We start from the raw sequence: 20,737 nt of genomic DNA on the forward strand, positions 1-20,737 counted from the left end.
TACGACTGCTGCGCAGCCGAACGGGGGCAAGCCCCCTCGCCACAGGAATCTAGGCGGGGGCCATTTCCTGCGCCAACCCCAGAAACGCCGCCGGCAACCGCGCGCCCTTTCGCTCCTTGAGGCAGTACAAGTACTCCGGAATCTGCGGCGCATTCTCGATGGTCAGCACCCGCAATTGCGGGTCATGCGGCACTTCCTGCCGGGCGATGATGCTGATGCCGATATTGCGCAGCACCGCTTCACGGATCGACTCACGGCTACCAATCTCCAGCAGCGGCCCGAAACTCACCCCGGCGCTGGCCAGTAACTCTTCAGTCAGCCGCCGAGTGGTCGAGCCCGACTCACGCATCAACAAGGTATGCCCCGCCAACGCGCTGAGCGGCACATGATCGTGTACTGCCAACGGATGATTACGATGTACCGCCAGCACCAGCGGATCGCTGCCGAGCACTCGGCGAATCAGCCGCGCATCGTCCAGCAACTGCGAAGACGCGGCGACATCGACCCGGTAATCCTCCAGCGCTTCGAGCACTTGTTGGGAGTTGCCGATTTCCACCGACACTTCCACCTGCGGCAAACGCTCGCGAAAGGTCTTCACCAGATCGAGGATGTAATACGGAGCGGTGGCGGCGATGCGCAACGTGCCCTGGACCTGCCCGCTGTTGCGCAGGAAAAACTCGATGTCGGCTTCCTGCTGCAACAGCGCCTTGACCATCGGCAGCAGCCGCGCGCCTTCATCGCTGACGCTGAGGCGGCGACCGCCACGGTAGAACAGCTCAACCGAGTATTGGCTTTCCAGATGCCGAATCTGGGTCGTCACGGTGGGTTGGCTCAGGCCGAGCTTCTTGGCCGCCAGGGTAATGCTGCCCAAGCGGGCCACCATGTAAAACGCCTTCAGCTCGGCACTCAGCACACCCGTTCCTCATCGCTTATTTGCGCAACAGGCGCAAACCGTTGAACACCACCAACAGGCTGACGCCCATGTCGGCGAACACCGCCATCCACATGGTGGCGATCCCGGCGAAGGTTACCCCAAGAAAGATAGCCTTGATGACCAAAGCGAGGGCGATGTTCTGTTTCAGGATGCTTGAGGTCTGACGCGACAGTCGGATGAACGCAGGGATTTTGCGCAGATCGTCGTCCATCAGGGCGACATCAGCCGTCTCGATGGCGGTATCGGTGCCTGCGGCGGCCATGGCAAAACCGATCTCAGCCCGGGCCAATGCCGGGGCGTCGTTGATGCCGACGCCGACCATCCCGACGTTATGTCCTTTCGCATAAAGGGCTTCGATGGCTTGCAGTTTGTCGGTCGGCAGCAGGTCGCCCTTGGCTTCGTCGATCCCGACTTGCGCGGCAATCGCCTGGGCGGTGTGGACGTTGTCGCCGGTCAGCATCAGGGTTTTGATGCCGAGATCGTGAAGCTGTTGAATCGCTTCACGGCTGGACTCTTTCACTGTGTCCGCCACGGCAAACAGCGCCAAGGGGCCAGACTTGTCGAGCAGCAGCACCACCGATTTTCCCTGTTTCTCCAGGGCGAACAGTTTTTCTTCCAGCGCTGGCGAGCAGAGGTTCAGCTCTTCCACCAGACGATGGTTGCCCAGGTAATAGACCTGACCATCGATTTCACCGCGCACACCGCGACCGGCCAAAGCCTCGAAGTTATCCACAACCCACGGCGCCAGTTGTTTATCCACAGCGGCGTTGGCGATAGCCAGCGACACCGGGTGATCGGAACGGCCGGCCAGCGCTGCGGCAATAGCTGGCGCGGTTTCATCGGTAGTCGGGTCGAGGGACAGATAATCGGTCTGTACCGGTTTGCCGTGGGTGATGGTGCCGGTCTTATCCAGGGCCAGGTAATCGAGCTTGTAACCGCCCTCCAGATAGACGCCGCCCTTGACCAGAATCCCTTTGCGCGCCGCTGCCGCGAGGCCGCTGACGATGGTCACCGGGGTGGAAATCACCAGCGCACATGGGCAAGCAACCACCAGCAACACCAGCGCCCGGTAGATCCAGTCGAACCACAGCGCGCCCATGAACAATGGCGGAATAACCGCGACAGCCAGGGCGAAGATGAACACTGCCGGGGTGTAGATTTTCGAAAACTGATCGACGAAGCGCTGGGTCGGTGCCCGCGCGCCTTGGGCCTGTTCGACGGCGTGGATGATCCGCGCCAGGGTCGAGTTGTTGGCCGCAGCGGTCACGGTGTATTCCAGCGAACCCGCCTGGTTGATGGTGCCGGCGAAGACTTTATCGCCCACAGTCTTCTCGATCGGCAGGCTTTCGCCGGTGATCGGCGCCTGATCGATGGTCGAAGTGCCGGAAACCACTTGGCCGTCGAGGCCAATCCGCTCGCCGGGACGCACGCGAACTCGGGCACCCAGTTCGATGGTTTTGACGTCTTGCTCGACCCAACTCCCGTCGGTCTGCTGCACCGTGGCTTGTTCCGGGGTCATCTGCATCAGCCCGCCGATGGCGTTGCGGGCGCGGTCCAGGGACTTGGCTTCGATCAATTCAGCGATGGTAAACAGGAACATCACCATCGCCGCTTCCGGCCATTGGCCGATGAGGATCGCACCCGTCACCGCGATGCTCATCAGTGCGTTGATGTTCAGGTTGAGGTTTTTGAGGGCGATCCAGCCTTTCTTGTAAGTGGTGAGGCCGCCGCTGAGGATCGAAATCAGCGCGATGATCGCCACCACCCAGGTCGGTGCGGCGTTGGTGAAGTGGATGACTTCAGCTGCCAACGCGCCCACGCCGGACAGCGCCAAAGGCCACCAGTGCTTCTTCTCGGCGGCCGGCGCGGGGGCTTCGACGCCCTGCTCCAATGGCTCCGCGACCATGCCCAGCGACTTGATCGCCTCGATGATCGGCGCAGTGCTCGGCAGGTCGTGGGTCACGCCCAACACCCGGTTGATCAGGTTGAATTCCAGTTGCTGCACACCCGACAGCTTGCCCAGTTTGTTCTGGATCAGTGTTTGCTCGGTCGGGCAGTCCATCGCGTCGATGCGGAAACTGCTCAGCCGCGCGCCGTCGGTCGGCTTGTCGCTCAGCTTGATCAGCGATGGCGCGGCGGCTTTGGAGGAACAGCAGGAATCCCCGTGGCCGCCATGGTCGTGCTTCTTCTGCACAGGCTGCAGCTTGTGGCTGTGATCGTGATCGTGATCGTGATCAGCCTCGGGTTTGTGGGTGTGAAGGGAATCGCTCATCGGGTTGCGTCCATAAAGATGCCTGTTGCCAAGTAAAGACCCTGTAGCCACTATAGGGTCAAGCAACCTTTTGGAGATTGTCGCGATGAAGATCGGAGAACTGGCCAAACTGACCGACTGCGCAGTGGAAACCATCCGCTATTACGAGCGCGAAAACCTGCTCCCGGAGCCGGCCCGCAGCGATGGCAACTACCGCGTCTACACCCAGGCTCATGCCGAGCGGCTGACGTTTATCCGCAACTGCCGCACCCTCGACATGACTCTCGAAGAAATCCGCAGCCTACTGACCCTGCGCGACAGCCCGCAGGATCAGTGCGAAAACGTGAATGCGCTGATTGATGAACACATCCATCACGTCAAGGCACGGATCGATGGTTTGCTGGCCTTGCAGATACAACTGCTCGACCTGCGCCAACGTTGCAGCGAAGGGCCGGATATCGATCAGTGCGGGATTTTGCAGCGGCTGGAAGTGAGCGGCGGGGTTGTGGCGACGGAGGTTGAGCATTCCCATGTCGGGAGAAGTCATGGGCATTGAGGACGCCTTCGCGGTCAAGCCTCGCTCCTACGGGAATGGTGTGAACCTGTAGGAGCGAGGCTTGCCCGCGAACACCGCGAAGCGGTGCCTGAATCAGACCGCCATCGGCGCGGTCATCGGCGCATGGTGCTGATAACCCTCAAGCGAGAAATCACTCGGCTCGATCAACTCCAGCCACTCCGGCTGGTACTCGCCAGTCTTGGCAAACTCCGGCACACGGTCACTGATCACCAGTTTCGGCATCGGGAACGGCTCGCGGGTGAGCTGTTCATTCAGCATGTCCAAATGGTTTTCGTAGACATGGGCGTCACCGATGAAATAGGTGAACCAGCGCGGCGTGTAGCCGGTCAGGCGACCGATCAGGCTCAGCAGCGCGGCGCCTTCGGTGAGGTTGAACGGCGTGCCCAGGCCCAGGTCGTTGGAGCGGATGTAGAGGGTCAAAGAAATCTCTTTGGTCTCGACATTCGGGTGGAACTGGTACAGCAGGTGGCACGGCGGCAAGGCCATTTCATCGAGCTGGGCGACGTTCCAGCCGTGGAACAGGATGCGACGGCTGCCCGGGTCCTTGATGATGGTGTCGACGCACTGGCGGATCTGGTCGATCGCCTTGTACAGCACCACGTAGGCCTGACCGTCTTCTTCACCTTCGGCAATCTGACGATAGCCCTGGCTCAGGGTCTGCTCGATGGCCGCCGGGTTGCTGAGCGGGATCTGCTTGTACGCCGGCCATTTGCGCCATTGCACGCCGTAGATCTCGCCGAGGTCGTCTTCGCCCTGACGGAACGGGTTGGCCAGCCACTGGGCGTTTTCGTTGGCGTTCTGGTCCCAGACCTTGCAGCCCAGCGCCCGGAATTCGGCGGCATTGTTCACCCCGCGCAGGAATCCGCACATCTCGCCGATGGCCGATTTGAAGGCCATCTTGCGGGTGGTGATCGCCGGAAAACCTTCCTTCAGGTCATAACGCAGCATCGCGCCAGGGAAACTGATGGTGTTAACGCCGGTACGGTTGGCCTGTTTGGTGCCGTTCTTGATGACGTGAGCCACCAGATCGAGATATTGCTTCATGAGTTACCTGTGTCCTGGAACCCGGAGCCGTGGCCCCGGATTCGAATCTAAAGCGCGGCGTCTTAAGCGGCCGAAGTCACTGGGGTCTTTGGCTCGCGATGATAAGCCAGCCAGATCAGGAACAGACCGGCGACGATCATCGGGATGCACAGAATCTGCCCCATGGTCACCCAACCGAACGCCAGGTAACCGAGTTGCGCGTCAGGTACGCGAACGAACTCGACAACGAAACGGAAGATCCCGTAGAACAGCGCGAACATGCCGGAAACTGCCATGGTTGGCCGTGGCTTGCGCGAGAACAACCAGAGAATCAGGAACAGCGCCACGCCTTCCAGTGCGAACTGGTACAGCTGCGAAGGGTGGCGCGGCAGTTGTGCCGGGTCGCTGAACGGTGGAAACACCATCGCCCATGGCAGATCGGTCGGTTTGCCCCACAACTCGGCGTTGATGAAGTTACCGATACGCCCGGCGCCCAGACCAATCGGCACCATCGGTGCGACGAAGTCCATCAGTTGGAAGAACGACTTGCCGTTGCGGCGACCGAACCACCAGGCCGCGATCATCACCCCGATAAACCCGCCGTGGAACGCCATGCCACCCTTCCACACTTCGAAAATCAGCGTCGGGTTGGCCAGGTAAGCGCTCAGGTCGTAGAACAGCACGTAGCCCAAACGGCCACCGACAATAACCCCCATCGACAACCAGAAGATCAGATCGGAGAGTTTTTCCTTGGTCCAGGTCGGATCGAAGCGGTTCAGCCGACGGGACGCCAGCAGCCAGGCGCCGCCGATGCCGATCAGGTACATCAGACCGTACCAGTGGATTTTCAGCGGACCGATGGCCAGGGCCACCGGGTCGATCTGCGGGTAAGGCAGCATTGCGACTCCTCGTTAGAGTTGAAACCTTCAAAATTCCCGGGGGACGCTGCCACCTCAGGATTAAGCCAGGATTGCGATTGGCGTCAGAGCAGGAAATTCAGCCCGACGCAGAACAGCAAAGCGGCGAATAGTCTTTTGAGCAAGCGCGGCGACAAATTGTGAGCCAGTCGCGCACCGAAGCGGGCAAAGAACATGCTGGTCAGGGCAATCCCCAGCAACGCCGGCAAATAAATAAAACCGAGACTATGGGCCGGCAACAATGGATCGTGCCAGCCCAAAATCATGAAACTTAATGCACTTGCCAGGGCAATCGGCAGCCCGCAGGCCGACGATGTGGCCACCGCATGTTGCATCGGCACGCTACGCCAGGTCAGGAACGGCACGGTCAACGACCCGCCGCCAATCCCGAAAATCGCCGAAGCCCAGCCAATCACACTACCGGCCACGGTCAGACCGACTTTCCCCGGCACCGTTCGGCTGGCCTTGGGTTTGAAGTCCAGGGCGAGCTGAGCGGAGACGATCAATGCGAATATGCCGATGATCTTCTGCAAATTCGGGCCGGAGATCGCTTCAGCGGTCAGCGCGCCGAAACCGGCGCCGATGAGAATGCCAACGGTCATCCAGGCAAAAATCGGCCAACGTACGGCGCCCCGGCGGTGATGCTCGCGAACCGCATTGACCGAGGTAAAGATGATCGTCGCCAGTGAAGTGCCGACGGCCAGGTGCGTAAGGATCGACGGATCGAAGCCTTGCAGTTTGAAACTGAACACCAGCACCGGGACGATGATGATCCCGCCGCCTACCCCGAACAGCCCGGCCAGCACGCCCGCACAGGCGCCGAGCGCCAGGTAGAGCAGAAATTCCACGACCGTATCCTCACGCATCCCCAAAAACAGGTGCGGCATGGTAACGGATGCATGGCCTCGGGCTCTACTACGCAAGCCGATGGATCGACGGGCGATGTCTGCGTAGAGTGAGCAAAAAACACACAAGGACCACCTTATGTGCCTGATTGTCTTTGCCTGGCGGCCCGGCCACGCCCAGCCGTTGATCGTGGCGGCCAACCGCGACGAATTCTATGCCCGGCCCACCCTGCCCCTGGCTCAGTGGTCACATTCGCCCCACGTTCATGCCGGCCGGGATCTGGAAGCGGGCGGCACCTGGCTCGGCGTGGGTGCCGATGGGCGCTTTGCCGCGCTGACGAATATCCGCGATCCGCATCAACCTCCGTCGCGCAAGTCACGGGGTGAATTGGTCGCGGGGTTTCTCAGCGGCGACATGTCCATTGACGACTATTTGAGCGACGTTGTCGGACGTTCGCTGGAATATGCCGGGTTTAACCTACTGATAGGCAATACCAACGAGCTGTGGCACTTCAATGCACGGGAAACCGCGGCGGTGATGCTGGCGCCGGGGGTTTATGGATTGTCGAACGCCGGGCTGGATACGCCGTGGCCGAAGGTGCTCAAGGCCAAGGCTGCGTTGAGTGAAGTGCTGGACGATCCGCGGCCTGAGGCGTTGTTGGCGATTTTGAGCGACTCGCAGGCAGCGCCGTTTGCGGAACTGCCGGATACCGGGGTGGGGTTGGCCACCGAGACGTTGTTGTCGAGTGTGTTTATTGCCAGCCCGACGTATGGGACACGGGCGAGTACGGCGTTGATCGTTCAGGCGGATGGGACGCGGGTGATGGTGGAGCGCAGTTTTGGGCCGTATGGCGGGCATTTGGGGGAAGTGGAGTTGACGATTTAGATTGGTGTTATCTGGGCGGACGCCTTCGCGAGCAAGCCCGCTCCCACATTCGGAATGCATTTCAAATGTCGGAGCGGGCTTGCTCGCGAAGAGGCCGCAGCAGGTTTAGAGCGTCTTGACCGAAGCCGGATTAATCATCCGCGCCAACCCAAGGTTCTTCAGCGCCAATTGCAGCGAGCTGTGGATAACTTGCGGGTTGTCGATGGTCATCAGCTCAGCCAGCAATTCCTTGGCCTTGCTCAGGTTGATCTGGCGCAGCATCCACTTCACCTTCGGCAAGTTGGTGGCGTTCATCGACAGGCTGTCGAAGCCCATCGCCATCAACAACACTGCTGCCGCCGGGTCGCCGGCCATTTCGCCGCAGATACTCACCGGTTTGCCTTCGGCATGGGCGTCACGCACTACATTCTGCAAGGCTTGCAGCACCGCCGGGTGCAGGTAGTCGTAGAGGTCGGCCACTCGCGGGTTGTTCCGGTCCACCGCCAGCAGGTACTGGGTCAGGTCGTTGGAGCCAACCGACAGGAAGTCCACCATCCGCGCCAGTTCCTTGGTCTGGTACACCGCTGCCGGAATCTCGATCATCACGCCAATCGGCGGCATCGGCACATCAGTGCCTTCGTCGCGGACTTCGCCCCACGCACGGTGAATCAGGTGCAGGGCTTCTTCCAGCTCATGAATGCCGGAGATCATCGGCAGCAGAATCCGCAGGTTGTTCAAGCCTTCGCTGGCCTTGAGCATCGCGCGGGTCTGGACCAGGAAAATTTCCGGGTGGTCGAGGGTGACGCGAATCCCGCGCCAGCCGAGGAACGGGTTGTCTTCCTTGATCGGGAAGTACGACAGCGACTTGTCGCCGCCGATGTCCAGGCTGCGCATGGTCACCGGTTGCGGGTGGAACGCGGCGAGCTGCTCGCGATAGATCGCCAGTTGCTCTTTTTCGCTCGGGAAGCGCTGGTTGATCATGAACGGCACTTCTGTGCGGTACAGGCCCACGCCTTCAGCGCCACGCTTCTGCGCCCGCGCCACGTCCGCCAGCAGGCCGGTGTTGACCCACAGCGGCATGCGGTGGCCATCGACGGTGACGCACGGCAAGTCCCGCAGCGCATCGAGCCCGAGGGCCAGTTGTTTTTCTTCCTCGACCACTTCGGCGAACTGCTTGCGCAGCAAATCACTCGGGTTGGTATAGACCTCACCGTGGTAGCCGTCGACGATCATCTGGATGCCGTCGACCTTGGCGTACGGCAGGTCGACCAGGCCCATCACCGTCGGGATGCCCATGGCACGGGCCAGGATCGCGACGTGAGAGTTACCGGAACCGAGTACCGAGACCAGACCCACCAGCTTGCCTTCCGGCACCTCGCCGAGCATCGCCGGCGTCAGTTCTTCGCTGATCAGAATGGTGTTGTCGGGGTAAACCAGAGTCTGCTGGCGCTCTTCCTGCAAGTAGGCGAGCAGACGGCGACCGAGGTCCTTGACGTCCGAGGCGCGCTCACGCAGGTAGGCGTCGTCCATCAATTCGAAACGGTTGACGTGTTCGGTGACCACCTGACGCAACGCGCCCTGGGCCCACTGGCCAGTCTTGATCACGGTGGTGATTTCGCTACCCAGCGAGGCATCGTCGAGCATCATCAGGTAGACGTCGAACAGCGCGCGCTCTTCCGGGCGCAGCTGGGTCGCGAGCTTGGCGGACAAGGCACGCATGTCGGCGCGCACGCCTTCGATGGCGGTCTTGAACAGCCCGAGTTCGGCGTCGATGTCGGTGATGGTCTTGTCCGGCACCACGTCCAGATCGGCGGGTGGCAGCATGACTACCGCGGTACCGACCGCCGCACCCGGCGAACCCGGTACGCCGACGAACTTGGCTTCCTGGATACCTTTGCCCTGGCGGCCCAGGCCACGGATCGAACCGGTGGCCTCGGCGTGGGCGATAACGCCCGCCAGTTGCGCGCTCATGGTTACGAGGAAGGCTTCTTCACCTTCATCGAACTGGCGGCGTTCTTTTTGCTGAATGACCAACACGCCGACGACGCGACGGTGGTGAATGATCGGCGCCCCGAGGAATGAGGCGTAGCGTTCTTCACCGGTCTCGGCGAAGTAACGGTAGCGCGGGTGATCCGCGGCGTTTTCGAGGTTCAGGGGTTCTTCACGCGTGCCGACCAGGCCAACCAGACCTTCGTTGGGTGCCATGCTGACTTTGCCGATCGAGCGCTTGTTCAAGCCCTCGGTGGCCATCAGCACGAAGCGGTTGGTCTCTGGATCAAGCAGGTAGACCGAGCAGACCTGGCTGCCCATGGCCTCTTTGACGCGCAACACAATAATCCCCAACGCCGCCTTGAGATCCTTGGCGGAGTTAACTTCCTGGACGATCTTGCGCAGCGTATTGAGCATGGCTCGGGGTCGAACTCCGTCGTCAGTCGCGCGTTAAAAGGCGCGGGGCAAGCTCTTTGAGAGCGCGTCGATACACCTCGCGCTTGAATGTCACCACCTGGCCCAACGGATACCAATAACTGACCCAGCGCCAGCCATCGAATTCCGGTTTACCGGTCAAATCCATCCGCACCCGCTGCTCGTTGGAGATCAGGCGCAGGAGAAACCATTTCTGCTTCTGGCCGATGCACAGCGGTTGGCTGTGGGTACGGACCAGACGTTGCGGCAAACGATAGCGCAACCAGCCCCGGGTGCAGGCGAGAATTTCAACATCTTCGCGCTCCAGACCCACTTCTTCGTTCAACTCGCGGTACAAGGCGTCTTCCGGCGTCTCCTGGGGGTTGATCCCGCCCTGTGGAAACTGCCAGGCATCTTGATTGATACGGCGAGCCCATAGCACCTGGCCAGCATCATTCGTGAGAATGATCCCGACATTGGGGCGGAAACCATCGGGGTCGATCACGGCAACAACCTCGCAAACGCATGTCGCCGCATTGTTCCACAAAGGTTGTGAAGGCAGCAACGAGCCGGCCCACCTTATGTGCACTCTTGTGAAAAGTACGTATTCTGGGGGCCTTTCTACAGACTTTTCAGCGAGTAACTGCAATGCGGCTGGCTTTATTCGACTTGGACAACACGCTTTTGGGCGGCGACAGTGACCACGCCTGGGGCGATTACCTATGCGAACGCGGCTTTCTCGACGCCGTGACGTACAAGGCACGCAACGACGAGTTCTATCAGGATTACCTGGCGGGCAAGCTGGATAACGCCGAGTACCTGAATTTTTGCCTGGAAATCCTTGGCCGCACCGAGATGGCCACGCTGGATCACTGGCATTCGGATTACATGCGCGACTGCATCGAACCGATCGTATTGCCCAAGGCCATCGAACTGCTGGCCAAACACCGCGAAGCCGGCGACAAACTGGTGATCATCACCGCCACCAACCGCTTCGTTACCGGGCCGATTGCCCTGCGCCTGGGTGTCGAAACCCTGATCGCCACTGAGTGCGAAATGGTCGATGGCCGTTATAGCGGGCGCAGTACCGACATTCCGTGCTTCCGTGAGGGCAAGGTGACACGGTTGAATCGTTGGCTGGAAGAGACGGGGTATTCATTGGAAGACAGCTATTTCTATAGCGATTCGATGAATGATTTGCCGTTGTTGGAGCAGGTGACGAATCCGGTTGCTGTGGACCCTGATCCGAATCTGCGGGCCGAGGCCGAGAAGCGTGGTTGGCCGGTGATGACTCTGCGCGACTGACATCGCTATCGCGAGCAAGCTCGCTCCCACAGGATTTGTGAAAGGCCACAATGTTGTGATCGACACAAATCCCCTGTGGGAGCGAGCTTGCTCGCGATGGGGTCAACGCGGCCCAACGCCTTAAACCGGCTTGGCGCCCATCAACCCCGCAATCGCGATAAAGCAGACAAAACTGAACAACGCCAAGGCAAAGGTAAATTTACCCACGCCACCCGGCGCCTTGCGCAGTTTGTTGAGGCGCACCAGCAGCCAGAACCACGCCAGCGCCGCCACGGTGTAGAGCACGCTCGACGCCAGAATCCAGGTCTGCCCCAGCGGCCAACCCACCAGATGCACCATCCACCACCCCGTGAACGGCATGCTCAGCAACGCCAGGCCCATCAGCAGCCAAACGAACACCCGGGGCCGCTGCAACGTGCGACTTCCCGCCGTTGCGTCGCCCTTGCGCCGTGCAAGCCCGACCCAGATCGCCAGACCCAAGGCACTGGCCAGCAGCAACACCGTTGCCACCATATGAGCCATTTTCAGGGCGGTTAACGTTTCCATTGTTCGATTTCCTTATGACTTGCCCATCAGCGTAGCCGCTCAGCCGAGAAACAGCTTATAGGCCGGGTTGTCGCTTTCGTCCCAGTACGGGTAACCGATTTCTTCCAGCGCTGCCGGCACCAGATGACGTTCGTCATGCGGGACTTGCAGGCCGGCGACCACACGGCCATCCGCCGCTCCGTGGTTGCGGTAGTGGAACATCGAGATGTTCCAGCGCCCGCCCAGTTTGTTGAGGAAGTTGAACAGCGCTCCCGGACGCTCCGGGAATTCGAACCGCAGAATCACTTCATCAACCACATGCGCCGCGCGACCACCAACCATGTGGCGGATGTGCAACTTGGCCAGTTCGTTGTCGGTCAGGTCGAGCATGCCGCGGAAGCCCTGCTCGCTCAGGCTGGCGATCAGCGCACTGCGCGGATCGGTTTCCGGGTGCGTCTGCACACCGACGAAGATGTGCGCTTCGCTGCCGGTGTTGTAGCGGTAGTTGAATTCGGTGATCTGGCGCTTGCCAATCGCCTCGCAGAACGCCTTGAAGCTGCCCGGCTTCTCGGGGATGGTCACGGGAGAGTGCCTCGGCCGCGCCGGCCAGTTCGGCGCGTTCGGCCACGTGGCGCAGGCGGTCGAAGTTGACGTTGGCGCCGGAGTCGATGGCCACGAAGGTGTGCCCGGTGACGCCGTTCAGCTCGACGTATTTCTTGATCCCGGCCACGCCAAGCGCGCCGGCAGGCTCGGTGATCGAGCGGGTATCGTCGTAGATATCCTTGATCGCCGCGCAGATTTCATCGGTACTGACGGTGATCACATCATCGACGTAGTCTTTGCAGATATCGAAGGTGTGCTTACCGATCTGGGCCACCGCCACGCCGTCGGCAAAGATGCCCACAGTCGGCAGAATCACCCGCTCGCCAGCGGCCATAGCGGCTTGCAAGCAGTTGGAGTCATCCGGCTCGACGCCGATGATTTTGATTTCAGGGCGCAGGTATTTCACGTAGGCCGCGATACCGGCGATCAAGCCGCCGCCGCCCACCGGGACGAAAATCGCATCCAGACGACCAGGGTGCTGGCGCAGAATCTCCATCGCCACCGTGCCCTGCCCGGCAATGGTGTGGGGATCGTCGTACGGGTGGATGTAGACGTAGCCTTTTTCGTCGACCAGTTTCAGCGAGTAGGCCAGGGCCTCCGGGAACGAATCACCGTGCAGCACCACTTTGCCGCCACGGGAACGCACGCCTTCGACTTTGATTTCGGGAGTGGTCTTGGGCATGACGATGGTCGCTTTGACGCCCAACACCTTGGCCGCCAGGGCCAGACCTTGCGCGTGGTTGCCCGCCGATGCGGTGACCACACCACGAGCGCGTTCTTCATCGCTCAGTTGGGTCAGCTTGTTGTAGGCGCCGCGAATTTTGAACGAAAACACCGGCTGCAAGTCTTCGCGCTTGAGCCAAATATTGTTGCCCAGCCGCTCGGAGAGCTGGCGAGCAGTCTGCAATGGGGTTTCTACGGCAACGTCATAAACGCGCGAGGTGAGGATCTTTTTGACGTACTGTTCGAGCATCGGAAAGCATCACTGAGCGGGTTGGGCAGGGCCAAGGAGTCTAACCCGGCTTTTACCTGAGCGACCACACTAAACAGGTGGTTTTATCCTTCGGGGACACCGTCGATCCATTGTGGCGAGGGGGCTTGCCCCCGTTCGGCTGCGAAGCAGTCGTAAAACCTACTAATTTGATGTACCTGGAAGAATGCTGGGGAGCGCTTCGCACTCCAACGGGGGCAAGCTCCCTCGCCACAGGGATCTGCGCCGACCGCCTCATCTCCATCCCGCCAATCGGGCAATGACCTTCACCGCCCCGAAGCCTATAATGCCGGCCTTTCCGTTCCCTCCTTGCCCGCTTCGGAGCCCGCATGACCCAGGATCAACTCAAACAGGCAGTGGCTCAGGCCGCCGTCGACTTCATCCTTCCGAAACTCGACGACAAGAGCGTCGTCGGTGTCGGCACCGGCTCCACCGCCAACTGCTTCATTGATGCACTGGCCAAGCACAAGGGCGCTTTCGATGGCGCGGTCGCCAGTTCCGAAGCCACCGCCGCCCGCCTCAAGGGCCACGGCATTCCGGTGTATGAGCTGAACACCGTCAGCGACCTGGAGTTCTACGTCGACGGCGCCGACGAAAGCGACGAACACCTGAACCTGATCAAGGGTGGCGGCGCCGCCCTGACCCGCGAGAAGATCGTTGCGGCCGTGGCCAAGACCTTCATCTGCATCGCCGATGGCAGCAAACTGGTGCCGGTACTCGGCGCGTTCCCGCTGCCGGTGGAAGTGATCCCGATGGCCCGCAGCCACGTGGCCCGCGAGCTGGTGAAACTGGGCGGCGACCCGGTTTACCGTGAGGGCGTGCTGACTGACAACGGCAACATCATCCTCGACGTGTTCAACATGCAAATCACCAACCCGGTAGAGCTGGAAACGCAGATCAATGCGATCGTCGGCGTGGTGACCAACGGTTTGTTCGCGGCGCGTCCGGCAGATTTGCTGTTGTTGGGCACGAGCGAAGGCGTAAAAACCCTGCGCGCTGAATAAGCCATACACAGATCCCAATGTGGGAGCGGGCTTGCTCGCGAAGAGGCCGTGTCAGTCGATAGAGATGTCGACTGACAAACCGCTTTCGCGAGCAAGCCCGCTCCCACATTGGGTTTGTGGTGATTGTTAGGGTTTTGTCGGTTTTTTGAAGGTGTAGAACAGGTTCGGTTCGCTGACGAGGTACAAGGTGCCGTCGTCGTCCATCGCGATCCCTTCCGCCTGCGGCACGGTCTTTTGCAGGCCCTGGCGCCCACTGTTCAGTGACATCGTACTCAGCGGCCGGCCGTCGATATCCAATTCCAGAATCAGCCGTGACTCATCGGACAGCGCCATCAGGTGGCCGCTGCGCTCATCGTATTGCAGGCTCGACAGGTCTCGCACAAACATCCCGGCATCGCGCTTGGGGTTGTTGACGACGTGTACGGCGTAGGATTTCTCCGGGTTGTAATGCGGGAAGCCCTGCACTTCGTAGATCAGCATCGGGTCGCGCTCCTTGGCGACAAACAGCCGCTTGCCCACCGAGTCATAAGCCAACCCTTCAAAGCCCTTGTTGCCGCTCATGTGCACGCCAAGGGTCATTTGCTCGGCGTCCGCGGCATCGAGGAACGTCGTGTCCTTCTCCAGATGAATCTTGATCAGCCGCTGCTGGCGCTCATCGGTCACCACGTAGGTATCGACGCTGATGAACTCCACCGCCTCCGGGTCACCGAAGCCGATCAGCGCCACCCGCCGCAGGATCTTGCCGTCCAGGGACAGCTCGATCAGCTCGGCGTTTTTGTTGGTCACGGTGAACAGGCTTTTGCGCACAGGATCGTAGGTCAGTGCCGAGACGTCGTCGTTCAACCCGTCAATGACGTGCGCCTCGACCACGACTTGATACTGGTCGAGGCCAATCGACTGGGCATTTTCCGGCAGCCAGACCGTCTGAAGGTTGAACCAGGCACGTTCGAACAGACGCAAGTACTGGCCCACCGCGACGAGCACGCTCAGCGCAATCACCGACAGAATCAAAATCAGGGGTTTGGGGCGGGCAAGTCGACGCATTCAGGCAAGCTCGAAAACAGGGCGGGCGGATGAAATATCACGGCCGTCTGAATTCAAGCTTAATGGCCAGTAGCCTTGAACCACAACCGTGGGAGCGAGCTTGCTCGCGATGGCGATCTCAAGGACGCCTTCGCCGGCAAGCCGGACTCCTACAGGTGTTTCCCGCAGGGCGGGGGGAATGTGGTTACTTTTGCTTTTCGAAGCGATAGAACAGGTTCGGCTCACTGACCATGTACAGCGTGCCCGCTTCGTCCATGGCCACGCCCTCGGCGCGGGGAATGGTCTTCTTCAAGCCGTTGAAACCGCCCAGCAGGGTCATGAAGCTGACCTGATCGCCCTTCTCGTCCAACTCAATCAGCAGGTGCGAGTCGGCGGACAGCACCAGGGTGTGACCAGTGCGCGGGTCGATGGTCAAGGCCGACAGGTTACGGATGTCCAGATCGTTATTAATCAGTTTCTCTTTGTCGCCCTTAAGGCTCTGGCTGCCGTCGCTCTTCCAGCGGAACAGTGCTGGCGGACGCTCTTCACCCAGCAAAAGCTGCTGATTGCGCGGGTCCCAGGCAACGGCTTCGAAGGCCTTGTTCTGGTCTTTTGACGGGCCCAGATCGTATTTCGGGAAGTTGTCGCGGTTCAGTTCGCGGGTAGTGGCATCGACCTTGATGATGGACAGCATGTGCTCTCGCTCATCGGTGATGGCCAGCAGACCGTTGCCCATGACCGTCACACCTTCCGGATTGACCCAACCCACCAGCGGCATCTTGCGCAGCACATCGCCCTGCAACGTCAACTCGACCAGGAACGGGTTCTTGCCCATGACCGAAAACAGGGTTTTTGTCTGCGGGTCGTAGGACAGGTCCGAAGCTTCGTCCTTTTCCATGCCCGGCAGCAGTTTGGCGTCGATCACCGCCCGATAATCCGGCAGCCAGACACTTTGCTGGCGTTCGGCCGGGCTTTCGAAGCTCTCCTTGACCCAATGCACAGCGCGGTTGTCCCAATGCATCGCGAACGCGAGGCCATAGCCCGCCGCCGCAGCCAGCAACAGCCAGTAATACCAGCGCATGAGGAATCGTGGACGACGAGGAGTTTGCAGGGGCGGGAGCGGTTGCGTTGCCATCAGGGGATGCGTTCCAGAAATTCAGGCTAGAGGTAATAGCACAAACGGGCAGGCTCAGCCGCCAAGAGTCCCGGATTTTCCAGACAGGATGTGAAAAAAACGGAAAATGGCTGGAAAGCCTTGTGTGGGCAGATGCAGTTTGCGGGCAGGATCACAAAACCAATGTGGGAGCGGGCTTGCTCGCGAAAGCGGTGGATCAGTCAACATCGTCGTTGAATGACACACCGCTTTCGCGAGCAAGCCCGCTCCCACAGGGGTTCAGCGGTGTTGCAGTTAGCGGACGCTGCTGGTGAAGCTGCTCGCACCGGCCAGTTCCAGCACCAGGTCGTCACCGACATTCAGCGGGCCAACACCCACCGGGGTGCCGGTCAGAATCACGTCACCCGCCTGCAGCGAGAAGCAGCCAGCCATGTACTGAATCATCGGCACGATCGGGTTGAGCATGTCCTTGCTGTTGCCATCCTGGCGCACTTCGCCGTTGATGGTCAGGCGAATGCCGATATCGGTCAGGTCGGCAAAGGTGCTGCCAGACACGAACGGGGCAATCACCGCCGCGCCGTCGAAGGACTTGGCGACTTCCCACGGCAAGCCCTTGGATTTCAGCTCGGCCTGTTTGTCCCGCAGGGTCAGGTCCAGGGCCGGAGCGAAACCGGAGATCGCGTCGAGCACTTCTTCACGGCTCGGCTTGGTCGACAGCGGCTTGCCGATCAACACAGCGATTTCCGCTTCGTAGTGCACCGAGCCACGCTCGGTCGGAATGGCAAAACCGCCTTCCAGCGGCACCACGCAACTGCCCGGCTTGATGAACAGCAACGGCTCGGTAGGCACCGGATTGTCCAGTTCCTTAGCGTGTTCGGCGTAGTTGCGGCCGATGCACACCACTTTCCCGAGCGGGAAGTGAATACGCGTACCGTCGACATACTGGTGCTGATAGCTCATTACCGACTCCTGCTCGTGGATTCTTAAAACTCGCGGATCACACCGCGAAGATCTTGCCCGGGTTCATGATGCCGTTCGGGTCGAACACAGCCTTGACGGCTTTCATGTACTCGATCTCAACCGGGGAACGGCTGTAGGTCAAGTAGTCACGCTTGGTCATGCCCACGCCGTGCTCGGCGGAAATCGAACCGTTGTACTTCTCGACGGTTTCGAATACCCACTTGTTCACCGTAGCGCACTTGGCAAAGAACTCGTCCTTGCTCAGGTTATCCGGCTTGAGGATGTTCAAGTGCAGGTTGCCGTCGCCGATGTGGCCGAACCAGACGATTTCGAAGTCCGGGTAATGTTCGCCGACGATCGCGTCGATTTCCTTCAGGAACGCCGGGACTTTCGATACGGTGACCGAAATGTCGTTCTTGTACGGCGTCCAGTGGGAGATCGTTTCGGAGATGTATTCGCGCAGCTTCCAGAGGTTCTGCAACTGGGTTTCGCTCTGGCTCATCACGCCGTCCAGCACCCAGCCCTGCTCGACGCAATGTTCGAAAGTTTCCAGGGCATGGTTGGCCACTTCTTCGGTGGTCGCTTCGAATTCCAGCAGCGCGTAGAACGGGCAATCGGTTTCGAACGGTGCCGGCACATCGCCGCGGCCCATGACCTTGGCCAGGGCTTTGTCGGAGAAGAATTCGAACGCGGTCAGGTCCAGTTTGCTCTGGAACGCGTGCAGTACCGGCATGATCGAGTCGAAATCGGTGGTGCCGAGGACCATCGCGGTGAGGTTTTTCGGCGCACGGTCCAGACGCATGGTCGCTTCGACCACAAAACCGAGGGTGCCTTCGGCGCCGATGAACAGCTGGCGCAGGTCGTAGCCGGTGGCGTTCTTGATCAGGTCGCGATTGAGCTCCAGCAGATCACCCTTGCCGGTGACGACTTTCATGCCGGCCACCCAGTTGCGGGTCATGCCGTAGCGAATAACCTTGATCCCGCCGGCATTGGTGCCGATATTACCGCCAATCTGGCTCGAACCTGCCGAAGCGAAGTCCACCGGGTAGTACAACCCGTGTTCTTCGGCCTTGTTCTGCAACTGCTCAGTGACCACACCCGGCTGACAAACGGCCGTACGGTCGGTGAGGTTTACCTCGAGAATCTGGTTCATGTAGTCGAACGAGACGACCACTTCGCCATTGGCCGCCACGGCAGCGGCGGACAACCCGGTGCGCCCACCGGACGGCACCAGCGCGACCTTGTGCTCATTGGCCCAACGGACAATGGCCTGGACCTGCTCGGTGGTCTTGGGGAACACGATGGCGGTGGGCGCGGGGGCGAAATGCTTGGTCCAATCCTTACCGTAAGCATTCAGGGAGTCGGCGTCGGTCAGGACCTTGCCAGGCTCAACCAGGGTCTTCAGCTCTTCAATCAGGGAAGGATTGGTCATCGACAGAACTCTCGAACAATTCATGGTCATCCTGAGAACGCTTCACGTCGCAGGAATGAGTGTTTAGCGGGGTGCGTATGCTAGCATACCGACCCCGCAGGGTAGTGCCCAAAGGCTATTCTGCGGTGACGGCATTGTTGCCGTCCGGGTCAGCATCTGCTGGCTACTTCCTGCCAATTTTCTCCGGGATACAGGTTTACGCAGATGAGCAAGACTTCTCTCGATAAGAGCAAGATCAAGTTCCTTCTTCTCGAAGGCGTCCACCAATCGGCTGTCGACGTTCTCAAGTCGGCTGGCTACACCAGCATCGAGTACCTTACAGGTTCTCTGCCGGAAGCCCAGCTGAAGGAAAAGATCGCTGATGCGCACTTCATCGGCATTCGCTCTCGCACTCAACTGACCGAAGAGATCTTCGATCACGCGAAGAAGCTCGTGGCTGTAGGGTGTTTCTGCATCGGCACCAACCAGGTTGACCTGAACGCTGCCCGCGAACGCGGTATCGCCGTGTTCAACGCCCCGTACTCCAACACTCGCTCCGTTGCCGAGCTGGTGCTGGCCGAAGCGATCCTGTTGCTGCGCGGCATCCCTGAGAAGAACGCTTCCTGCCACCGTGGCGGCTGGATCAAGAGCGCGGCCAATTCCTTCGAGATCCGTGGCAAGAAGCTCGGCATCGTCGGTTACGGCTCGATCGGTACGCAACTGTCGGTCCTGGCTGAAGGCCTGGGCATGCAGGTGTTCTTCTACGACACCGTGACCAAGCTGCCATTGGGCAACGCGACTCAGGTCGGTAACCTGACCGAGCTGCTGGGCATGTCCGACATCGTCACCCTGCACGTACCGGAAACCGCAGCCACCCAGTGGATGATCGGCGAGAAGGAAATCCGCGCTATCAAGAAGGGCGGCATTCTGATCAACGCCGCTCGCGGCACCGTGGTCGAACTGGACGCCCTGGCGGACGCGATCAAGGACAAGCACCTGATCGGCGCGGCCATCGACGTATTCCCGGTGGAGCCTCGCTCCAACGACGAAGAGTTCGAAAGCCCGCTGCGTGGTCTGGACAACGTGATCCTGACCCCGCACATCGGTGGTTCCACCGCTGAAGCGCAAGCCAACATCGGTCTGGAAGTGGCAGAAAAACTGGTCAAGTACAGCGACAACGGTACGTCCGTATCGTCGGTGAACTTCCCGGAAGTGGCCCTGCCGGCTCACCCTGGCAAGCACCGTCTGCTGCACATCCACCAGAACATTCCGGGTGTGATGAGCGAGATCAACAAGGTCTTCGCCGAAAACGGTATCAACATCTCCGGTCAGTTCCTGCAGACCAACGAGAAAGTCGGCTACGTGGTTATCGACGTAGACGCCGACTACTCGGAAATCGCCCAAGAGAAACTGCAGCACATCAACGGCACCATTCGTTGCCGTGTACTGTTCTGATAACTGCTTGAGCGACAAAAAAAGGGAACCCTCGGGTTCCCTTTTTCATGCCTGCGGAAAAGTTACTTCACCGTCACGGTGATCTTTTCCGAGACGATTGGCGGATCGAAAGCCATGTGGTTCTTGTCGCCCAGTTCGAGTTGCAACGTGTGCTGGCCTGGGGTCAATGTCACCTCGGTTTCAGTCTGGGCCTTGCCGAAGTGCACATGATTGGCATCTGACGGGATCACCGAACCGGCAGGAATGACCTCCTTGGCGTCGATCAGCAGGTGGTGGTGGCCGGTGTTCGCAGTGGCGTCACCCGCCGGAGCCAGAGCAACGCCTTTGACTTCAAACTTGACCTTGAACGTCTTGCCAACAGTTTCGCCGCTGGTTGGCGAGCCGATGTTCACTGCGGCACCTTGCGGGGCCGGGGTAGCTGCGCTGGCCATCATCGAAGCGCCCAGCAAAAGGGCCGCCAAAACAGCACGTGACATGAATGTTTGCATTCTCTTCTCCAGTTTTTTCGTAAAATCCGCTTGGCCGTGACAA

Annotated in this window: 18 protein-coding genes and 1 pseudogene; 5 read left to right on the forward strand and 14 right to left on the reverse strand. The window is 60.1% G+C overall.

Annotated features, from left to right (window positions below; genetic code table 11):
- Positions 1-49: 49 nt before the first annotated feature.
- Complete coding sequence (locus RHM58_RS06450; RefSeq protein ID WP_123361013.1) at positions 50-913, reverse strand: LysR family transcriptional regulator; 864 nt, start codon at positions 911-913, stop codon at positions 50-52.
- 16 nt (positions 914-929) lie between these two features.
- A complete protein-coding gene (locus RHM58_RS06455) occupies positions 930-3,206 on the reverse strand; it encodes a heavy metal translocating P-type ATPase (RefSeq protein ID WP_322269905.1) in 2,277 nt (758 codons plus the stop codon).
- Between the two features lie 85 nt (positions 3,207-3,291).
- On the opposite strand from RHM58_RS06455, the gene cadR reads away from it, so the two are divergent.
- Positions 3,292-3,741 (forward strand): Cd(II)/Pb(II)-responsive transcriptional regulator, encoded by a 450-nt coding sequence (gene cadR, locus RHM58_RS06460; RefSeq protein WP_201198629.1) that lies wholly within the window; start codon positions 3,292-3,294, stop codon positions 3,739-3,741.
- 93 nt (positions 3,742-3,834) lie between these two features.
- Here the strand turns inward: cadR and RHM58_RS06465 are convergent, their stop codons facing one another.
- The 3 genes from RHM58_RS06465 to RHM58_RS06475 form a co-directional block, all read right to left on the reverse strand.
- Positions 3,835-4,806: a thymidylate synthase gene (locus tag RHM58_RS06465; protein WP_201198631.1), complete on the reverse strand. Its 972-nt coding sequence runs from the start codon at positions 4,804-4,806 to the stop codon at positions 3,835-3,837.
- A gap of 62 nt (positions 4,807-4,868) precedes the next feature.
- A complete protein-coding gene (gene lgt, locus RHM58_RS06470; RefSeq protein ID WP_201190142.1) occupies positions 4,869-5,684 on the reverse strand; it encodes a prolipoprotein diacylglyceryl transferase in 816 nt (271 codons plus the stop codon).
- An 83-nt stretch (positions 5,685-5,767) separates the two neighbouring features.
- The gene (locus RHM58_RS06475; RefSeq protein WP_322269906.1) at positions 5,768-6,550 is read right to left on the reverse strand and encodes a sulfite exporter TauE/SafE family protein; all 783 of its coding nucleotides are present in this window, start codon (positions 6,548-6,550) and stop codon (positions 5,768-5,770) included.
- Between the two features lie 136 nt (positions 6,551-6,686).
- Here RHM58_RS06475 and RHM58_RS06480 point away from each other — a divergent pair, with 136 nt between their 5' ends.
- Entirely contained in the window at positions 6,687-7,433 is a 747-nt protein-coding gene (locus RHM58_RS06480) for an NRDE family protein (RefSeq protein WP_322269908.1), read from the forward strand.
- Positions 7,434-7,538: 105 nt separating this feature from the next.
- On the opposite strand, the gene ptsP is transcribed toward RHM58_RS06480, so the two are convergent.
- Positions 7,539-9,818: a phosphoenolpyruvate--protein phosphotransferase gene (gene ptsP / locus RHM58_RS06485; protein WP_201198639.1), complete on the reverse strand. Its 2,280-nt coding sequence runs from the start codon at positions 9,816-9,818 to the stop codon at positions 7,539-7,541.
- Positions 9,819-9,840: 22 nt separating this feature from the next.
- A complete protein-coding gene (locus RHM58_RS06490) occupies positions 9,841-10,320 on the reverse strand; it encodes an RNA pyrophosphohydrolase (protein WP_007945562.1) in 480 nt (159 codons plus the stop codon).
- Positions 10,321-10,463: 143 nt separating this feature from the next.
- Here RHM58_RS06490 and RHM58_RS06495 point away from each other — a divergent pair, with 143 nt between their 5' ends.
- Entirely contained in the window at positions 10,464-11,120 is a 657-nt protein-coding gene (locus tag RHM58_RS06495; protein ID WP_201198641.1) for an HAD family hydrolase, read from the forward strand.
- Positions 11,121-11,240: 120 nt separating this feature from the next.
- Here RHM58_RS06495 and RHM58_RS06500 read toward each other — a convergent pair whose 3' ends face one another.
- Positions 11,241-11,666, reverse strand: coding sequence for a DUF2269 family protein (locus tag RHM58_RS06500; RefSeq protein ID WP_201198643.1), 426 nt, complete (start codon positions 11,664-11,666; stop codon positions 11,241-11,243).
- Positions 11,667-11,705: 39 nt separating this feature from the next.
- A pseudogene (ilvA, locus tag RHM58_RS06505) lies at positions 11,706-13,221 on the reverse strand (threonine ammonia-lyase, biosynthetic).
- Between the two features lie 347 nt (positions 13,222-13,568).
- Here ilvA and rpiA point away from each other — a divergent pair.
- Entirely contained in the window at positions 13,569-14,243 is a 675-nt protein-coding gene (gene rpiA, locus RHM58_RS06510) for a ribose-5-phosphate isomerase RpiA (RefSeq protein ID WP_123404076.1), read from the forward strand.
- Between the two features lie 126 nt (positions 14,244-14,369).
- Here rpiA and RHM58_RS06515 read toward each other — a convergent pair whose 3' ends face one another.
- The 4 genes from RHM58_RS06515 to RHM58_RS06530 all read right to left on the reverse strand — a co-directional run bounded on the left by RHM58_RS06515 (position 14,370) and on the right by RHM58_RS06530 (position 18,772).
- Entirely contained in the window at positions 14,370-15,287 is a 918-nt protein-coding gene (locus tag RHM58_RS06515; RefSeq protein ID WP_201198649.1) for an SdiA-regulated domain-containing protein, read from the reverse strand.
- 184 nt (positions 15,288-15,471) lie between these two features.
- On the reverse strand, positions 15,472-16,401 hold the full coding sequence (locus tag RHM58_RS06520) for an SdiA-regulated domain-containing protein (RefSeq protein ID WP_201198651.1): 930 nt from the start codon (positions 16,399-16,401) through the stop codon (positions 15,472-15,474).
- Positions 16,402-16,674: 273 nt separating this feature from the next.
- On the reverse strand, positions 16,675-17,340 hold the full coding sequence (locus RHM58_RS06525; RefSeq protein WP_201198653.1) for a fumarylacetoacetate hydrolase family protein: 666 nt from the start codon (positions 17,338-17,340) through the stop codon (positions 16,675-16,677).
- Positions 17,341-17,377: 37 nt separating this feature from the next.
- Entirely contained in the window at positions 17,378-18,772 is a 1,395-nt protein-coding gene (locus RHM58_RS06530; RefSeq protein WP_201198655.1) for an FAD-binding oxidoreductase, read from the reverse strand.
- A 204-nt stretch (positions 18,773-18,976) separates the two neighbouring features.
- On the opposite strand from RHM58_RS06530, the gene serA reads away from it, so the two are divergent.
- The gene (serA, locus tag RHM58_RS06535) at positions 18,977-20,206 is read left to right on the forward strand and encodes a phosphoglycerate dehydrogenase (RefSeq protein WP_201198657.1); all 1,230 of its coding nucleotides are present in this window, start codon (positions 18,977-18,979) and stop codon (positions 20,204-20,206) included.
- Positions 20,207-20,268: 62 nt separating this feature from the next.
- Here serA and RHM58_RS06540 read toward each other — a convergent pair whose 3' ends face one another.
- Positions 20,269-20,694, reverse strand: coding sequence for a DUF4399 domain-containing protein (locus RHM58_RS06540; protein ID WP_201198660.1), 426 nt, complete (start codon positions 20,692-20,694; stop codon positions 20,269-20,271).
- Positions 20,695-20,737: the final 43 nt, after the last annotated feature.

Source organism: Pseudomonas sp. 10S4, from assembly GCF_034344865.1.
Taxonomy (GTDB): domain Bacteria; phylum Pseudomonadota; class Gammaproteobacteria; order Pseudomonadales; family Pseudomonadaceae; genus Aquipseudomonas.

Bases quoted from the DNA above. Each gene is read 5' to 3' on its own strand.
- cadR (WP_201198629.1), top strand. From the start codon at position 3,292: ATGAAGATCGGAGAACTGGCCAAACTGACCGACTGCGCAGTGGAAACC.
- RHM58_RS06530 (WP_201198655.1), bottom strand. From the start codon at position 18,772: ATGACCAATCCTTCCCTGATTGAAGAGCTGAAGACCCTGGTTGAGCCT.
- ptsP (WP_201198639.1), bottom strand. From the start codon at position 9,818: ATGCTCAATACGCTGCGCAAGATCGTCCAGGAAGTTAACTCCGCCAAG.
- lgt (WP_201190142.1), bottom strand. From the start codon at position 5,684: ATGCTGCCTTACCCGCAGATCGACCCGGTGGCCCTGGCCATCGGTCCG.
- RHM58_RS06495 (WP_201198641.1), top strand. From the start codon at position 10,464: ATGCGGCTGGCTTTATTCGACTTGGACAACACGCTTTTGGGCGGCGAC.
- serA (WP_201198657.1), top strand. From the start codon at position 18,977: ATGAGCAAGACTTCTCTCGATAAGAGCAAGATCAAGTTCCTTCTTCTC.
- RHM58_RS06540 (WP_201198660.1), bottom strand. From the start codon at position 20,694: ATGCAAACATTCATGTCACGTGCTGTTTTGGCGGCCCTTTTGCTGGGC.
- RHM58_RS06525 (WP_201198653.1), bottom strand. From the start codon at position 17,340: ATGAGCTATCAGCACCAGTATGTCGACGGTACGCGTATTCACTTCCCG.
- RHM58_RS06520 (WP_201198651.1), bottom strand. From the start codon at position 16,401: ATGGCAACGCAACCGCTCCCGCCCCTGCAAACTCCTCGTCGTCCACGA.
- RHM58_RS06455 (WP_322269905.1), bottom strand. From the start codon at position 3,206: ATGAGCGATTCCCTTCACACCCACAAACCCGAGGCTGATCACGATCAC.
- RHM58_RS06465 (WP_201198631.1), bottom strand. From the start codon at position 4,806: ATGAAGCAATATCTCGATCTGGTGGCTCACGTCATCAAGAACGGCACC.
- RHM58_RS06480 (WP_322269908.1), top strand. From the start codon at position 6,687: ATGTGCCTGATTGTCTTTGCCTGGCGGCCCGGCCACGCCCAGCCGTTG.
- rpiA (WP_123404076.1), top strand. From the start codon at position 13,569: ATGACCCAGGATCAACTCAAACAGGCAGTGGCTCAGGCCGCCGTCGAC.
- RHM58_RS06500 (WP_201198643.1), bottom strand. From the start codon at position 11,666: ATGGAAACGTTAACCGCCCTGAAAATGGCTCATATGGTGGCAACGGTG.
- RHM58_RS06515 (WP_201198649.1), bottom strand. From the start codon at position 15,287: ATGCGTCGACTTGCCCGCCCCAAACCCCTGATTTTGATTCTGTCGGTG.